The sequence below is a fragment of the Psychromonas sp. genome (genome assembly GCF_041586535.1).
Lineage (GTDB): Bacteria > Pseudomonadota > Gammaproteobacteria > Enterobacterales > Psychromonadaceae > Psychromonas.
This window is the reverse complement of sequence record NZ_JBFGZY010000001.1, coordinates 21,597-36,472: the sequence shown is the minus strand read 5'-3', so window position 1 is coordinate 36,472 and position 14,876 is coordinate 21,597. Positions and strand designations below refer to the sequence as shown.

Annotated in this window: 11 protein-coding genes; 10 read left to right on the top strand and 1 reads right to left on the bottom strand. The window is 45.5% G+C overall.

The window, feature by feature from the left end:
• The first annotated feature begins 271 nt into the window (after nt 1–271).
• The 10 genes from ABZA00_RS00140 to ABZA00_RS00095 all read left to right on the top strand — a co-directional run bounded on the left by ABZA00_RS00140 (nt 272) and on the right by ABZA00_RS00095 (nt 13,928).
• Nucleotides 272–1,213 (top strand): WecB/TagA/CpsF family glycosyltransferase, encoded by a 942-nt coding sequence (locus ABZA00_RS00140; RefSeq protein ID WP_372880108.1) that lies wholly within the window; start codon nt 272–274, stop codon nt 1,211–1,213.
• Between the two features lie 177 nt (nt 1,214–1,390).
• Nucleotides 1,391–1,975, top strand: a complete 585-nt coding sequence (locus tag ABZA00_RS00135) for a sugar transferase (protein ID WP_372880107.1) — start codon at nt 1,391–1,393, stop codon at nt 1,973–1,975.
• A 277-nt stretch (nt 1,976–2,252) separates the two neighbouring features.
• A complete protein-coding gene (locus tag ABZA00_RS00130; protein ID WP_372880106.1) occupies nt 2,253–3,566 on the top strand; it encodes a polysaccharide biosynthesis/export family protein in 1,314 nt (437 codons plus the stop codon).
• A gap of 16 nt (nt 3,567–3,582) precedes the next feature.
• Entirely contained in the window at nt 3,583–4,989 is a 1,407-nt protein-coding gene (locus ABZA00_RS00125) for a GumC family protein (RefSeq protein WP_372880105.1), read from the top strand.
• Nucleotides 4,944–6,236, top strand: coding sequence for an O-antigen ligase family protein (locus tag ABZA00_RS00120; RefSeq protein ID WP_372880104.1), 1,293 nt, complete (start codon nt 4,944–4,946; stop codon nt 6,234–6,236). The genes ABZA00_RS00125 and ABZA00_RS00120 overlap by 46 nt, the downstream gene beginning before the upstream one ends.
• A gap of 101 nt (nt 6,237–6,337) precedes the next feature.
• A complete protein-coding gene (locus ABZA00_RS00115; RefSeq protein ID WP_372880103.1) occupies nt 6,338–7,582 on the top strand; it encodes a polysaccharide pyruvyl transferase family protein in 1,245 nt (414 codons plus the stop codon).
• On the top strand, nt 7,542–8,495 hold the full coding sequence (locus ABZA00_RS00110; RefSeq protein ID WP_372880102.1) for a glycosyltransferase family 2 protein: 954 nt from the start codon (nt 7,542–7,544) through the stop codon (nt 8,493–8,495). The genes ABZA00_RS00115 and ABZA00_RS00110 overlap by 41 nt, the downstream gene beginning before the upstream one ends.
• A 153-nt stretch (nt 8,496–8,648) precedes the next feature.
• Nucleotides 8,649–9,455 carry a phosphate/phosphite/phosphonate ABC transporter substrate-binding protein gene (locus ABZA00_RS00105; protein ID WP_372880101.1) on the top strand — a complete coding sequence of 269 codons (807 nt, stop codon included), beginning with the start codon at nt 8,649–8,651 and terminating at the stop codon, nt 9,453–9,455.
• Nucleotides 9,456–9,465: 10 nt separating this feature from the next.
• The gene (locus ABZA00_RS00100) at nt 9,466–12,510 is read left to right on the top strand and encodes a PAS domain S-box protein (RefSeq protein WP_372880100.1); all 3,045 of its coding nucleotides are present in this window, start codon (nt 9,466–9,468) and stop codon (nt 12,508–12,510) included.
• A gap of 14 nt (nt 12,511–12,524) precedes the next feature.
• Complete coding sequence (locus ABZA00_RS00095; protein WP_372880099.1) at nt 12,525–13,928, top strand: sigma-54-dependent transcriptional regulator; 1,404 nt, start codon at nt 12,525–12,527, stop codon at nt 13,926–13,928.
• Nucleotides 13,929–13,952: 24 nt separating this feature from the next.
• On the opposite strand, the gene ABZA00_RS00090 is transcribed toward ABZA00_RS00095, so the two are convergent.
• A complete protein-coding gene (locus ABZA00_RS00090; protein ID WP_372880098.1) occupies nt 13,953–14,843 on the bottom strand; it encodes a LysR family transcriptional regulator in 891 nt (296 codons plus the stop codon).
• Nucleotides 14,844–14,876: the final 33 nt, after the last annotated feature.

Sequence of the window (14,876 nt, the reverse complement as noted above, 5' to 3'; positions counted from 1 at the left end):
AGCTTAGAATTGGCATCACCGATTAAGCCAATCCCCTGCAACTGCATTCTTCATTTACCATTTCCCCCGTTTAGCCGCGCTAATCACATCTGCCAACAACGATTTTCAAAATGAAAAAAATTTGCAAATAATATTTTCATTTTGCGATAAAAACAGCCTTAAAAACCATTAACCTATTGTTTTAATTGACAATAAAAAATTGGAACGGTTATTGCTTTATCTCCCAATACAGGACTTAGCTATTTCATTCAAAATATGCAGAGGTAAAGAGATGACCAACCTATCATTTAACACAAAGGTAAAGCAGCGGGGATTCACCGCTAAACTGTCCGCCAGGTTAAACAGCAGCAACGACCGCGCTACGGATAAGCAGACTAATCCTTATGACGAAAAAATCTGCCGCTTATTTGATTTACCGATCAATAACGTATCTATGGACAAAGCCATTCACTGGGTAGTAACGCAACGTTTTAGCCGTCGCGCTGAAACCGGACCTGCTGAACAAGCTAACAAAACCAGACTGGCATTTTTTATTAATGCCCATTCCATTAATCTGAGTTTTAAACAGCCTGAATTTTATCAAACCCTTAAAAAAGCCGATTGTTTGTTTGCCGACGGTTGCGGCATGCGCCTGGCTTCCAGACATATTGGTGATCCTCTGCTGGATAACGTCAATGGTACCGACATGCTGCCGGAACTTTGCCGTCAGGCCGCTAAAGAGCAAAAATCCATTTATTTTTTAGGCTCGGCTCCCGGCGTGGCAAAACAAGCTGCCCAATCACTTAAGAAAAGCTATCCGGGATTGATCATTGCCGGCCACCAGCATGGTTTTTTTAACCCGCAGGAGAACGGCAACATTATCGCCGCAATCAATCACTCAGAGGCGGATATTTTGCTGGTCGGACTGGGCTCTCCTGTACAGGAAGCCTGGTTAGCAGAAAATGCCGATCTACTGCGCTGCAAAACGGCGCTTGCGGTAGGCGGTTTATTGGATTTTTATTCCGGCAATATGCCCCGCGCGCCGCTCTGGCTTAGAAACTTAGGTCTGGAGTGGTTGTACCGGTTAATGCAGGAGCCGCAGAAAAAATTTAACCGCTATGTGCTTGGTAACCCGCTGTTCTTAATCAGAACCTACCTATTAAACCGGGTAACCCGCCCCATTTCCGATGAAAAAGTTTTGCCGCAGTTAACTCAGCAAACTGACTTAAGTTAAACACTTTAAAGATCACAATATACGAGGCTTAAAATGAATTTATCAATACCGTTTTCAACCAAAGAACAATTAACTTACTCTGGTGCTATTTCTCAGGAAGCGCGGGGATTAAACTTAGCCACTGCTGACTGCAATAGATCAACTAAGGCTAACATAAACCCGCAAAAAGGAATCCCTATGCTGTTACAACAAATTTCAGCATTGTGTTTGTTAACCATTGCAGCCCCTTTGTTAGCCATTGTCGCCTTATGTATCTATCTGGAAAGTCCGGGTAAAGTCATCTTTTCACAGACCCGAATTGGCGAAAACGGCCGCCATTTTAAGTTTTACAAATTTCGCTCTATGTTTGTTGCCGGTGATAAGCGCTATAAACAACCGGATCTTAAGCAAAGCAGCCGCGAGGGTATCTGCAAAAAATTTATCGACGATCCGCGGATAACCAAGGTTGGCAAATTCATTCGTAAATACTCCATTGATGAACTTCCCCAGCTTTTTAATGTGCTGCTTGGGGATATGTCATTAGTCGGCCCCAGACCGGCACTGGCCAGTGAAAGTTATCAGTATAACCGCCAGCAATTTAAACGCTTAGGCTGCAAGCCCGGATTAACCGGTTTATGGCAGGTATCCGGACGAGCCGACACCAGCTTTGCCGAGCAGATTGCGCTGGATTTAAAATACATTAAACAGCAGTCATTTGTATTTGATCTGAAAATTTTACTGGCCACCATTCCCGCGGTGCTTGGTGCCAAGGGGGCTTATTAAAGTTTAATCAGATTTTGCAATATGCGTGGCCATCTCGGGACAGCAGGAATTATTAGAATGCTTTGCAAAATGCAAATGTCCGACTCATCACCGTTGAGACACCGCCCTGCCGGCAGAATATTGCCCATGCACCCTCTCTTTTTAAATAAATTACACTTACATTTCAGATGGTTAAGTTGTTAATAAAATTTTATTAGTTACATGGCACGTTAGTTGCTTAATTAACAGGAGTAATCTTAATTAAACAATAAAACATATTGATAACAAGGATTTTATAATGAAAACAATTAACACATCTTGTCTCCATAGGATTGCTGCTACAGGCAAAGCTAAGGCTGTTATAAAAATTAAAAATCTTGTTTTATTCTTACTGCCCGCTCTGCTGCTCGGCTGCACCCAGACAGATTCGCTTCACTCTCCCGAGCATTCACAGCCCGACTTTTACGGCAAAAACAACGCAACAGGCACGCAGGTCAGCCAGCAAAGCTCGGCTCTGCATGTTTTTGCCACGGCCAAGCAGTGCGAACAGTACCAGGATTTTGCGGCACCTGAGCACTACATCACCGGGGAGCCGATAAAATTAACTGACAATCAACCCGCCAGTTTTCCGACCATCAATGGACAAACCTCTTTGAGCGGTTTGAGTCCCGGCGATATGCTTTCCGTCAGCTTAGAAAACGGTGAAGGGTTTAACGGCAACTATGTAGTCAGCAGTCAGGGCTTGTTAACCATCCCCTTATTAGCGCCGATAAACGTAATGGGTTTACCGAGCAATATTGTTGCTGAAAAAATCTCCATCGCCTTGATCAAAGGGGAAATATTTAAAGCTTCAACGGCAAATGTATCAGTTCAGGTATTGAACTGGTCTGAAATTGAAGTATCGGTATCCGGCGCCGTATTTAATCCCGGCCGAGTGCTGATTAATGACCCCCGTCCGACCAGCAAACTTGAGCAAGTGACTGATGCTTTTGGTGATTATTCAACAAAACGATTATTGTCCGAGGCATTAAGAGCATCAGGCGGTGTGCGCCCTGACGCAAAACTGGATCAGGTGATTTTGATCCGTAAAGGATGGCGGATTGAAACGGACATGACGGGTATTTTAACCGGCGCGCCGGTCAAAGATTATCCGCTTATTGCCGGAGACAGAATAATCGTCCCTACAACGGGCTGTTTTCAATCCAATCTGGTCAGACCAAGTCAGATAACACCTAAAGGTTTCCGTGTGTTTATGTCTAATTTGATCGATTCGGCCGGCAGCAACTCAAATGCAGCAATAGGCAATTTTTCAAGCAGCATGCCATACGGTACACGTTTATTACAATCTGCCATTTCCGCTAACTGTGTCGGCGGCAAACAGTGGACCAATGCTCCCCGCAAGGTAGTGTTAGTCAGCGTCAATCCGTTAACGCAGCAAACCCAGGTTATTGAACGTTCTATTGAAGAGCTGGTAAGAAACCCTAACCGGGAAGCAATCAATCCCTATTTAATGCCCAATGATGCGGTTGCCTGCTACGACTCAGATGTGACCAATTTACGCGACGTAGCCGGCACCATTGCGGATATCATTTTACCTCTGACATTACTGTAATAATTGGAGTTTGTGGATGAAAGATAATAACAAAACAGGTCAGCTGAAGATCCCCAATAATAGAGACAAGTACAGGGGCTACATCTACCGCTGGTTTAAAAAGCCTTATTTGATCGCAGCTTGTCTGGGTTATTTGATGATCATAGCCATGGTTTTATTGTACCTGGGAAAATCTCCAACCTACAGCAGTGAGATGGACTTAGTCTTACCCGGTACCGGCGCCAGCAGTAATGTTAATTTGAGCGAAGTGGGTGAAGTGGTTTCGCAAACCAGCACCCCTTATGCTTCATCAGGCTTTAACCCGCGGGTTAACTATAAAGAGATGCTTTCCAGCCGTTCAGTATTGGAGCGGGCTGCGCTGATGATGGAGATGAGTGTCGAGGATTTTGGTAAACCCAAAATAAAGCTGACCGAGCAAACCTCGATTATTTCAATAAAAATGAAAGGTGACAGTGCTTTTCAGGCCAACAGCAAAGCCAGAGTGTTATATGAGTCCTTACAACAGGAGTTGGACAGATTACGTGCTGATGAGGTATTAAGACGAGATCAAAGTATCAAAGCGGTACTCTCCCAGTACTATTTGAAACTCAATACTGCCCGGGAAAAGATTGTTAATTTCCAGCAAAACTCTGTGGTGGTTGCTGTGGAGCAGCTTGATGAACTGGTCGCCACCCTGACCGGCCTGAATGAAAAGCGGATGCTGGTCTCCTCTGAAATAGAGCAGCTGGACAGTTATATCCGTAAACTGAGTCTCAACCTCGGGGTATCCCCCGCATTGGCCGGGCAGGTTTTTCAGCTGCAGACTGATGCGCAGTTCAGCAGCTATTTAGCCGAATTAGATCAATCTCTGGGCAAGCTGTCGCAATATACCTCCCGTTGGGGAAAAAATCACCCTAAGGTTATCGCCGCGCAGCAACGGGTGAATCAGGTCAACGGCAATTTAAAAGAGCGCAGCATGCAGATGATCGGCATTCATGTCAGTGAAAGCTTTAACTCACTGGATTTAAAAAAACAAACTAACCGTGCGCAGCTGTTTGCCGAACTGATCCAATCGAGCGCCGACAAAGAGGGTAAACAAGCCCTGTTAGCTGACGTCGAACAATCAATCGCTCTGGTTCGCGATAAGTTAAAAATCTATAGCCGCGAAGTGGCTGAACTGGAACGCCTGGAACATGATTTTCACATGGCCGAAGCGGTATACACCTCGGCAGCAGCCAGACTCGAAGCAGGTAAAGCGGATATTTTCGCCTCTTACCCGGTTATTCAGCAACTTACAACGCCCTCTTTTGCGCAGGATATGAGCAGTCCGAATAATGTTATCGCAATTGCAGCCGGCTTTATCGGCATTTTATTTATCAGTTTATTTTTGGTGGCATTATGGCAACGACACTCCTTGATAAAACTACTCTTGAACAGAAGCTAGTCTGGTACGGAATCACCTGCAGTTATCTGTTCTTCTTTATCGGCGGACTGTATGTCATGGGGTCGGTTATCGGCTGGTTTATCCTCGCCCTACTGCTGTTAAGATGGGTGGTTCAGCCGGATCAGATTGCCAACCAGGGGGTTGTTCCCGCGCTGATCTGGCTGTGGATAGTGACTATGCTGATCATGCTGTTAGCGCTTTGGGTTGCCCATGATAACTGGGATCTCGGCACGGTAAAAACCATTAAATCCAGCATCGGCTGGATGAAAGGCTGGGCGTTAATCCCGATATTTTTGTTTATTGGCTATTTTGCCGATATCAAAAGTGAAATGCTAGTCAGAGCGATTTGCAAACTGTGTTTTTATTCTCTTATCTTTGCCCTGTTCTCCGCCTGTATTTATATTGTCGGTTTGTCAGGCAATCTGTTCGTCTCCCCCCTGCAGGCTATCGGAGGCCCCGGAGTGGAGTTTTTTTCAGTCAGTTTTTTTGGTATTAACCCGGAAACAGGGATGCCGAGATGGCGCTTTTTCGGCCCCTGGGCACCTGCTGCGGGTTTTATGGCCTGTATCTATCTGGTGATGTGCCTGCAGGAGAAAAACAGCCGCTGGCGCAACCTTGGTGTAGCCGGATGTGTGGCGATGATCTTATTGTCGCAATCCCGAGCGGGCTTGCTTATTTTTGTCTGTCTGGTGCCGTTAACCCTCTATTTTGACAAATGTCTGCAGCCTAAAATTTTATTATTAATTGGGTTATTGTTGCCGTTATTGATCCTGTTAAGCGAACCGATCCTGCAGGTGGTTTTTGATTATGTTGAACAGATCAAACAAGCAAGGCCCGGGTCAACCCGCGTACGCAGTGCGCTGGCCAATATTGCCGTGCAGCGCTGGGAGAGCGAAGCGCCTATTTTTGGTCACGGCATTGTCGAGCGCGGCCCTAAATTGGTTGAAGGGATGGCGATTGGCTCTCATCACACCTGGTTTGGTTTGCTCTACGTAAAAGGCGTAGTGGGTTTGCTGAGTTTGGCCATCCCTATGCTGGCCACCAGCATTTACCTGTTTTACCTGAGCTTTTATCGGCATCAGGCACGCGTTGCCTTTGCCCTGTTTAGCGTTTTTATTTTATACAGTTTTTTTGAAAACCTGGAAATTCTCGCCTATCTGCTGTGGCCGGCGTTAATTTATATTGGTTCGAGCATCAAACCCTTAACGGCAGCAGAGATAGACCCTTACCGGAGATTACCATCCTGATAAACCTCAGCTCTGGATAACGAAAAACATGGCATCTATATTGCTTAATGTTAATTACAGATGCCATAACAGAGAACTTTATGAAGGATAACAAGATAAAAATGAGCAGATCATCCAATACATTACTGGTGGGTTATTACGGTAAAAAAAACCTTGGTGACGATGCCCTGCTGCTGGCAAGCGCCTGGGCGAATCAGCATATTCTCAATAATCAGCAGCTGACCTGTACTGCCAGCGATGTTATTGATCTGCCCGGCTTTAAGCAGCAAAAACCGACACTGGCGGCAGAGCAGAAATTCTCCGGACATAACCGCTTATTACAGTATAAGCTGGCCTGGCAAAGTGAGCAGGTTATCCTCGGCGGCGGTTCAGTCCTGCATAGCGCACACGACCTGAACATTAAACGCCTGATGTTAAAACTCAGCTCAAAACACAGCTCCAATGCTGTTCCCGAGAAACAGCACATGGCCGTAGGCGTTGGTATCGAAGGCTTTAGCGACCACAAAGCAAAACAGGCCTGTCAACATTTTTTAAATGAATGTCCTTTTGTCGGCCTTCGTGATGAACAGAGCTACCAGCGTGCCAAGCAGCTGGCACCCAAGGCAAATATTGCCCGGACCTTTGATTTAGCACCGGCTCTGTTGTGTCATCCGGCATTAATTGCAGATAAAAAACAGCGCGACAATCACCTCAGTCTATCAGGAAGCGAACAGCAACAGCGCAGCGGTATTGCCATTAACTTATGCTCAGTGCCAACGGATTCACTGGGCAATATTAATCAGGCCGCAGAGCAGCAGCGGGTTTTGCAATATGCAAATCTGATTTGTAAATTGCTCGACACAACCGAGCAGCAGATCACCTTAATCAGTCTGAATGCAGAGCCGATGCTTAATAACAATCGTCTTAACGATGACAGCTTATTGGAAAAGGTAAAGGATTGCGTGGCAGCCAAAACTGCCGCCCCTTTTTTAATGAACCGCCTGCACCTGCTTAAGTATCAGCCGGATCCGATTCATTTAATCAGGACTCTCTCTTCTTTTCAAGTCGTTATAGCGATGCGTCTGCACGCCGCTATTTTAAGCTACATCATCAATACCCCGGTGATAGCCATTAATTATCACCATAAATGCAGCTCCTGGTGTGCGCAGATAGGGTTGCCGATGCGCTATCGAATGTCGGCAGATAATGCCGATACGGACAAGCTTTATGGCACGATAATTGCTGGATTAAAGTATGGATTTAAACCTCCGCTATTACCGGTTAAATCAGCCCTGCAACAATCCCTTAAAAACTGGAGACTGACCGATGAGCAAATCGAATATTTCTGTGATCATTCCGCTTTATAATAAAGCGGCACATATTAGCAAAACCCTGAACAGTATTTATCAGCAGCAAAGCCACGCCTTTGAAGTAATTGTGGTCAATGACGGCTCTACGGATAATAGCCTGGATATTGTTCAGGACTATAAAGCCGCGCATAATCTGAAAAATTTAACCATTATTAATCAGCCGAACAGCGGTGTTTCAATCGCCAGAAATAATGGTGCACTGGCGGCGAAAAGCCCATTTGTCGCTTTTTTAGACGGCGACGATATCTGGTTACCACTGTACCTGACACAGATACAGGCGATGATCGATAACTACCCCGGTGCAGATATGTTTGCCTGTAAATATCAGTGTCAAACTGCGCACAATGCTTATAAAGATGCCAAGATAAAACTGACAGAGAGGCAGCATAGTGAAGGCATATTTGCTGATTATTTTGTTTGCGCCGGCCAGGGGGATCTGCCGTTTATTACCTCAACGGTGACCATCAAACGCAGTTCATTTATTAAATTTGGCATGTTTCCGGTTAATGAGGCCATGGGGGAAGATCAGGCTCTGTTTTCCCAGGTGGCAATTCATGGCCGGATCGCCTACTCGCCGGATATCCATGTTGTTTATAACCTTGCCGCCGACAACCGGGCCTGTATCAGCAACATACCATCTGCTGAACTACCTTTCAGTCGGCGGTTAACGGAAAAAACCGAACAACTGCCAGCCATTAAGCACAATGAGAAACAGAAAAAAGCCATTCTTACCTATTGCGCAGCCCACCTCTGCCATATTGCCAAGCTGAATATTCAGGCGGAACAGTTTAAACAGGCCAGAGCCCTGCTCGCAGATAAACGCTGCTGGTTAAAACCAAAACATAAAATAGGGTTATACCTGTGGTCTTTAATGGCACAAGGTAAAAATCTTGTTGGTGTTGCATTTTAACAAAGTATACAGCGCGGATAACCTTTCACTATTCGGGATTAGACCTGCTTTCAATCCCTTAGCCGAGCAATGGTTAGGAAAAGATCACCTGCTCTGATAAAGTAAATAAAAGATCAGTGGCCAATACTTAATAGATTTATAGGGGAATATTATATGAAAAAGTTTATTTTCTCGCTGTTTTTACTGTTTTACTCCGCCTTGAGCCCTGCTCAGCAGAGCCTCACTTTTGGCATTGTACCGCAGCAATCAGCCGCAGAACTGGCGAAGTTATGGGGGCCTATTGTTAAAGATCTCAGCCGCACAAGCGGTATTGATATTCACTTTGCAACGGCACCGGATATTCCCACCTTTGAAAAACGCCTGTCGGCCGGTGAATATGATATCGCCTATATGAACCCCTACCATTATGTCGTGTTTAATCAATCTCCGGGCTATCAGGCTTTAGCGAAAGCGCGTGACAGGCTTATTAAAGGCATTTTAGTTGTTGCTAAAGACAGCAAAATCAACGAATTAACTGACCTGCAAAACACTACTTTAGCTTTTCCTGCACCCGCGGCTTTTGCCGCGACAATATTAACCCAGGCGGATCTTACCGCCCAGGAAATTGATTTTATCCCCAATTATGTTTCCTCGCATGACTCTGTCTATCTTACCGTTGCTAAAGGCATTTACCCGGCAGGCGGTGGCGTGCTGCGTACATTTGAAAATATACCGGCAGAGTTACGCGGTCAGTTGCGTATTTTATCAACCACAAAAGGTTATACGCCCCATGCGATTGCCATCCATCCGCGTATAGCAGCAGAGGCAGATAAACTGCAGCAAGCCCTGATTGCGATGGAGCAGCGGCAAACAGGCAAAGATTTATTGGACAAAATTAATATAAAAGGTTTTGCACAGGCGGTAGATTCTGACTGGGATGATATTAGAGCGTTAAAACTTCAGCAACTTTCAGCTAAATAAAAGGATAAATATGAGTTTTCGCCTAAAAACAATCCTTTCTATTGCGCTGATCGGGTCTATTTTACTGCTGGTATTGATTCTCAGTATGATCAATTTTCTTAATCAATCGAATCAAACGCAGTTACAGCAACGCGCAGACAGCACCTCTCATCTTTTTGCAAGAACAGTCAAAGACGCTGTTCTTTCAACAGATCTGGCAAGCCTGGATAGCTTTATCAAAGAGATAGTGAATATGCCCGACATGGTTTATGCGCGGATCAGCAATAATCAGTTTGTACTGGCCGAGGGAGGCAATCTCAGTCGCCTGAACGCCTCGAGCACGGGCACAGCAGAACGTTCCGCAAAAACCGATAACATGCTCGCCACACGCGTCGAGATTAGAGAGGCGGGCAGAGTTTATGGCGTGATTGAACTGGGCATGTCAACGGCATCGGTTATCTCTTTGTTATCTGACGCCAGAAACTGGATCATTGTTATTGCCAGCTTTGAACTTGCCTTGATAGTGATCTTCTCCTATGCACTTGGCACCTATCTGACCCGGCAATTACAGCGATTAAAAATCGCTTCTGAAAGCATTACCCAACGTGGTCCGGGTGTACAAATTAAAGTGCGCGGCTCGGATGAAGTAGCACAAATGGCGCATGCTTTTAACCGAATGTCTTCCTCACTCGCCGAAAATTATGAGCAGCTGTCCAACAGCATCAAAACAGAAAAGAGAATGACCGCGCTGGCGGAAAGTAATCAGGCTAAAAATAATGCCATATTAAATGCGTCTCTGGATGCACTAATCACTATCGATGAACAGGGTAATGTGCTGGACTACAACAAGGTAGCAGAGGAAACTTTCGGCTGGACATCGAGTGAAGTTATCGGCAATAATCTGGCACAATTTATCATTCCGGAAGAGCAGCGTGCTGCCCACCATAGCGGCATGAAAAAATACCTGCAGACAAAAAAAGGGCCGGTTTTAAACAAGCGCATAGAGCTCACCGCCCAGCATAAAGTTGGCCATACCTTTCCCATTGAAATTAATATCGCCCCCATCGAAACGCAGCAGGGAACCATGTTTACCGCCTTTATCCGGGATATATCGCCCCGTCTGCAGGCTGAAACTGAATTACGTCTGGCAGCGCAAACTTTTGAATCCAGTGAAGCCATTTTCATCTGTGAAACCAATGGTGCCATTATCCGCACTAACCGTGCATTTTCACGCATTACCGGTTATGAGCATGCCGAAGTGGCGGGAAAAAACCCGCGTATTTTATCCTCCGGTCAGCATTCGCAGGAATATTATCAGGCAATGTGGTTGAGTCTTATTGTCCATGGAAAATGGAGTGGCGAAATTTATAACAGAAGAAAAAATGGTGAAATATATCCGGAGTATCTGAATATTTCCTCGATAAAAAATGGTGATGGTGAAATAAGTCACTATATTGCCCATTTTATGGATATCAGTGAGCAAAAACGTAATGAAGAAAATTTACGTAAAGCACAGCGCGAAGCGGAAAAAAGTAATGAATCAAAAAGTCGTTTTCTGGCGGCAATGAGTCACGAAATTCGCACACCGATGAATGCTGTACTGGGTATTCTCGGTCTGCTTAGAGATACCAAACTGAGCGACAGGCAGTTAGAGTTAGTACAGACCGGACGTGATTCAGGTGAACTGCTGCTAACTATTATCAATGATATCCTCGACTTTACTAAAATGGATATTGATAAATTACAACTTGAAAACAGTGTCTTTGATCTGCACCTGTTACTAAGCAGTTGTAACCAGCTACTCGCCAATCTGGCTCATAAAAAATCCCTGAGCCTGACACTCACCCTCGCAGAAGATCTGCCGCAATTTGTAAAAGGCGATCCCGAGCGGATACGTCAGATTCTTATCAACCTTATTAATAATGCCATCAAATTTACCAAGCAAGGTGGTGTTGCGCTCAGCGCCTCTGTTGATTCTATTGCCGGGGGGATTGTAACCCTGCGTTGCCGGGTTAAAGATACTGGCATCGGTATCCGCAAAGCGCATCAGAACAGCTTATTTGATGAATTTACTATGGTTGACCAAACCCATTCCAGAAAATATGAAGGCACAGGTTTAGGACTGGCTATCTGCAAACGGCTTGTTTCCCTTATGAATGGAAACATTAGTGTCAGCAGTCAATTGGGTGAAGGCAGCACCTTTGCTTTTACCATTGAATTGCAAATGGCTCAGGAAGATGACAGCCCAGCAGTCTTAGCAGTTGAACAAACTGAACATATCCCCTTAGCCAATACACGTATTCTTCTGGCAGAAGATAATCCGGCTAACCAGATGGTTATTAAAAGCATACTTGAATTTGCCAAGCTGCAGGTCGATGTGGTTGGCAATGGTTGTGAAGCATTAGAGGTATTACAGGATCGCCCCTACGATCTTGTGCTGATGGATATTTCGATGCCGGAAATGGATGGCATGACGGCAACACGTGAGATACGAAAACTCAGCGGTGCTGTACGTAATATTCCAATTATTGCCCTCACCGCCCACCATTTAAACGGCGACAAAGAACGTTTTATAGCCGCCGGTATGAATGATTACCTGAGCAAGCCGATAGATCGCAGCGCCACGTTAAGCTGTATTGCCCGCTGGACACCTGACTCGCAAACGTCACAGAAAAATAACCGGGATAGATGTGCTGCGGACGAAAAAACCAGCCTGGACGATGGTGGCTATTTTGTTGATGAGCAGGTACTGCAACAACTGGTGCGCGATACCAATGCTGAAATCGTCCCCGAATTAATCTCATTGTATATAGAAGACAGTCAGGCTAGAGTTGTGCTTATCAATAAAGCGATCACAAAACAGGATGTTAACACTCTGGAATTTGAAGCGCACACCCTGGGCAGTAGCGCGGTTGCCCACGGAAATGATAAACTTCACAAACTGATGCGCAGTGTCGAACACCTTTGTCAACAAAACAATCAACCGCAGGCACTTGAACAGGCACAGCAGATAGCGACAGTAGCCAAAGAATCTTTCCGCCTATTAGCGCAACGCGCTGAGCAGGGATTTGCATAATATAGGACAAATTAATGAGCGATAAACCTAACGTATTAATAGTGGAAGACTCTGCCCCACAAGCACGCTTATATGAACAATATCTGAAAAGTGAAATGATTGACCTGACGGTTGTGTCAACCGGTGCGGGGATGCAGCAGTTCGTAAAAAGCACTCCCCCGGATCTTATCCTGCTGGATTACAAATTACCCGATATGGATGGCTTAGCGATTCTGGACTGGATGAAACAGGAAAATTTCAGCTGTTCAGTGATTGTTATAACCGGGCACAGCTCTGTGGATATCGCCGTGGAGATGATGCGTAAGGGCGCTAATGATTTTCTGGAAAAACCAGTCACAGCCAGCAGATTAAAAACGTCTGTCAACAACCTGCTGGAACGCAACCGCCTGCAGAAGATGGTTAACAATTATCAAAGCACCAAGCGTAATAACTATCATGGTTTTATTGGCTCCAGTCTGGCAATGCAGGCCGTGTACCGCATTATTGATGCAGCGGCACCAAGCAAAGCAACCGTCTTTATAACCGGCGAAAGCGGCACGGGTAAAGAGGTTTGCGCAGAGGCTATTCACAAACAGGGACCACGCGCAAAGCAGGCTTTTGTTGCCATAAACTGTGCAGCCATTCCGCGCGATCTGATGGAGAGCGAAATATTCGGACACGTAAAAGGCGCATTTACCGGTGCATTTTCCGAGCGTAAAGGTGCAGCATCCCAGGCGGATGGCGGCAGCCTGTTTTTAGATGAAATTTGCGAAATGGATATGGAGCTGCAGACCAAATTACTGCGCTTTGTACAAACAGGGACTTTTAAAAAAGTAGGCAGCAATAAACTGGAAACGGTTGATGTACGTTTTATCTGCGCCACCCATCGTAATCCCCTGGAAGATGTGGAAAGCGGACGGTTTCGTGAAGATCTCTATTACCGGCTGCATGTTTTACCCCTGCACCTCCCTCCGCTGCGTGAACGCGGTAAAGACATTATTGAAATTGCAGGCAACTTCCTGCGCAGCTATTCAAAAGAGGAAGGTAAATCCTTCACCCGTTTTTCTCCTGAAGTAAACGCACTGTTTATTGATCAATACAACTGGCCGGGTAATGTCAGACAATTACAAAATGTGATTCGTAATATTGTAGTGTTACACGATGATTCCGTCGTAAAGCTTGCTCACCTTCCCGCCCCTTTAAATCTTTTATCAGATAAAGCGGTCACTACGCAGGCGCAGCAAACAGATAAAACCATAAGCATAACAGATGACGAGCAGAGCATCAGCGGCGCAATAAAACCGCTGGCAGAGGTGGAGAGAGAGAGCATCGAAAATGCAATAAACTTTTGCGATGGTAATATCCCCAGAGCCGCCGCTTTGCTGGATGTCAGCCCGTCAACGATTTATCGTAAAAAACAGGGTTGGGAGGAAGTATAAAAAACAATAAGCATAGCTTTTTTCTTAAATAGCGCCGTGCCCCTGCGCCATGCTAATAAATTGCGCAATATAAGGCACGCTGCTATCCGGCTTTTTAATGCAGGCATAGAGCGTGCTTTTGATCCCCTGCCTGCCGATACGTACTTTTTTGACCTTATATTCTGCCATGTAACTCTCTGCCAGCCACTCCGGTAATACGCTGACGCCTCGACCAAGTTCCACCATCTGCAGAATAATCGCCAGCGATTCAATCTGCTTATGCGCCCTTGGCTGCACTTTTTCCGGCAGTAAAAACTCTCTGAAAATATCCAGGCGCTGCTTTTCGACCGGGAAGGTCAGTAATACTTCTGAACACAATTGCCCTGCCTGCACTTGGTCATAAACGGCAAGCGGATGTGTATCGGCAACCACTAGCACCTGCTCATAATCAAAAAGAGCAATATGATCAAGGCCTTGATGTTGCTCAATATCCGGCGTAATCAGCAAATCAATACGATGATTAAGCAGCCCTTCCAATCCGGAAAATTGAAACTGACGGATAATATCAATATCGATATTAGGTGCAGCCAGGAGAAATTTCGCCACCACCTGGGTTAACCACTCATGACACGGAAAACACTCAACACCAATACGCAATACACCAAGTTGCCCGGCTCCCATCGCCTTTAATGCCTGCTCGGTTTGCTGCAGTGTCGGCAATACCTGCTGCGCGCTTTTAAGTAATAACTCCCCTGCAACAGTTAAACGTAAACGCCGACCGCAGCGCTGCCATAGTTTGACATTGAGCTTTTGCTCCAGATAGCGGATTTGATGGGATAAAGCAGACTGGGTCAAATATAGCGAGTCGGCAGCCTGAGTTAATGTCCCCTTCTCATGCAGCGCAAGCATTATTTTAAGGTGGGACTGCTCAATCATTATGAAATTCCTTCATTAATTATCTACAAATCA

Coding starts and splice junctions, on each gene's coding strand:
- ABZA00_RS00140 (WP_372880108.1), top strand. CDS start 272: ATGACCAACCTATCATTTAACACAAAGGTAAAGCAGCGGGGATTCACC.
- ABZA00_RS00100 (WP_372880100.1), top strand. CDS start 9,466: ATGAGTTTTCGCCTAAAAACAATCCTTTCTATTGCGCTGATCGGGTCT.
- ABZA00_RS00095 (WP_372880099.1), top strand. CDS start 12,525: ATGAGCGATAAACCTAACGTATTAATAGTGGAAGACTCTGCCCCACAA.
- ABZA00_RS00130 (WP_372880106.1), top strand. CDS start 2,253: ATGAAAACAATTAACACATCTTGTCTCCATAGGATTGCTGCTACAGGC.
- ABZA00_RS00115 (WP_372880103.1), top strand. CDS start 6,338: ATGAGCAGATCATCCAATACATTACTGGTGGGTTATTACGGTAAAAAA.
- ABZA00_RS00135 (WP_372880107.1), top strand. CDS start 1,391: ATGCTGTTACAACAAATTTCAGCATTGTGTTTGTTAACCATTGCAGCC.
- ABZA00_RS00110 (WP_372880102.1), top strand. CDS start 7,542: ATGAGCAAATCGAATATTTCTGTGATCATTCCGCTTTATAATAAAGCG.
- ABZA00_RS00120 (WP_372880104.1), top strand. CDS start 4,944: ATGGCAACGACACTCCTTGATAAAACTACTCTTGAACAGAAGCTAGTC.
- ABZA00_RS00090 (WP_372880098.1), bottom strand. CDS start 14,843: ATGATTGAGCAGTCCCACCTTAAAATAATGCTTGCGCTGCATGAGAAG.
- ABZA00_RS00125 (WP_372880105.1), top strand. CDS start 3,583: ATGAAAGATAATAACAAAACAGGTCAGCTGAAGATCCCCAATAATAGA.
- ABZA00_RS00105 (WP_372880101.1), top strand. CDS start 8,649: ATGAAAAAGTTTATTTTCTCGCTGTTTTTACTGTTTTACTCCGCCTTG.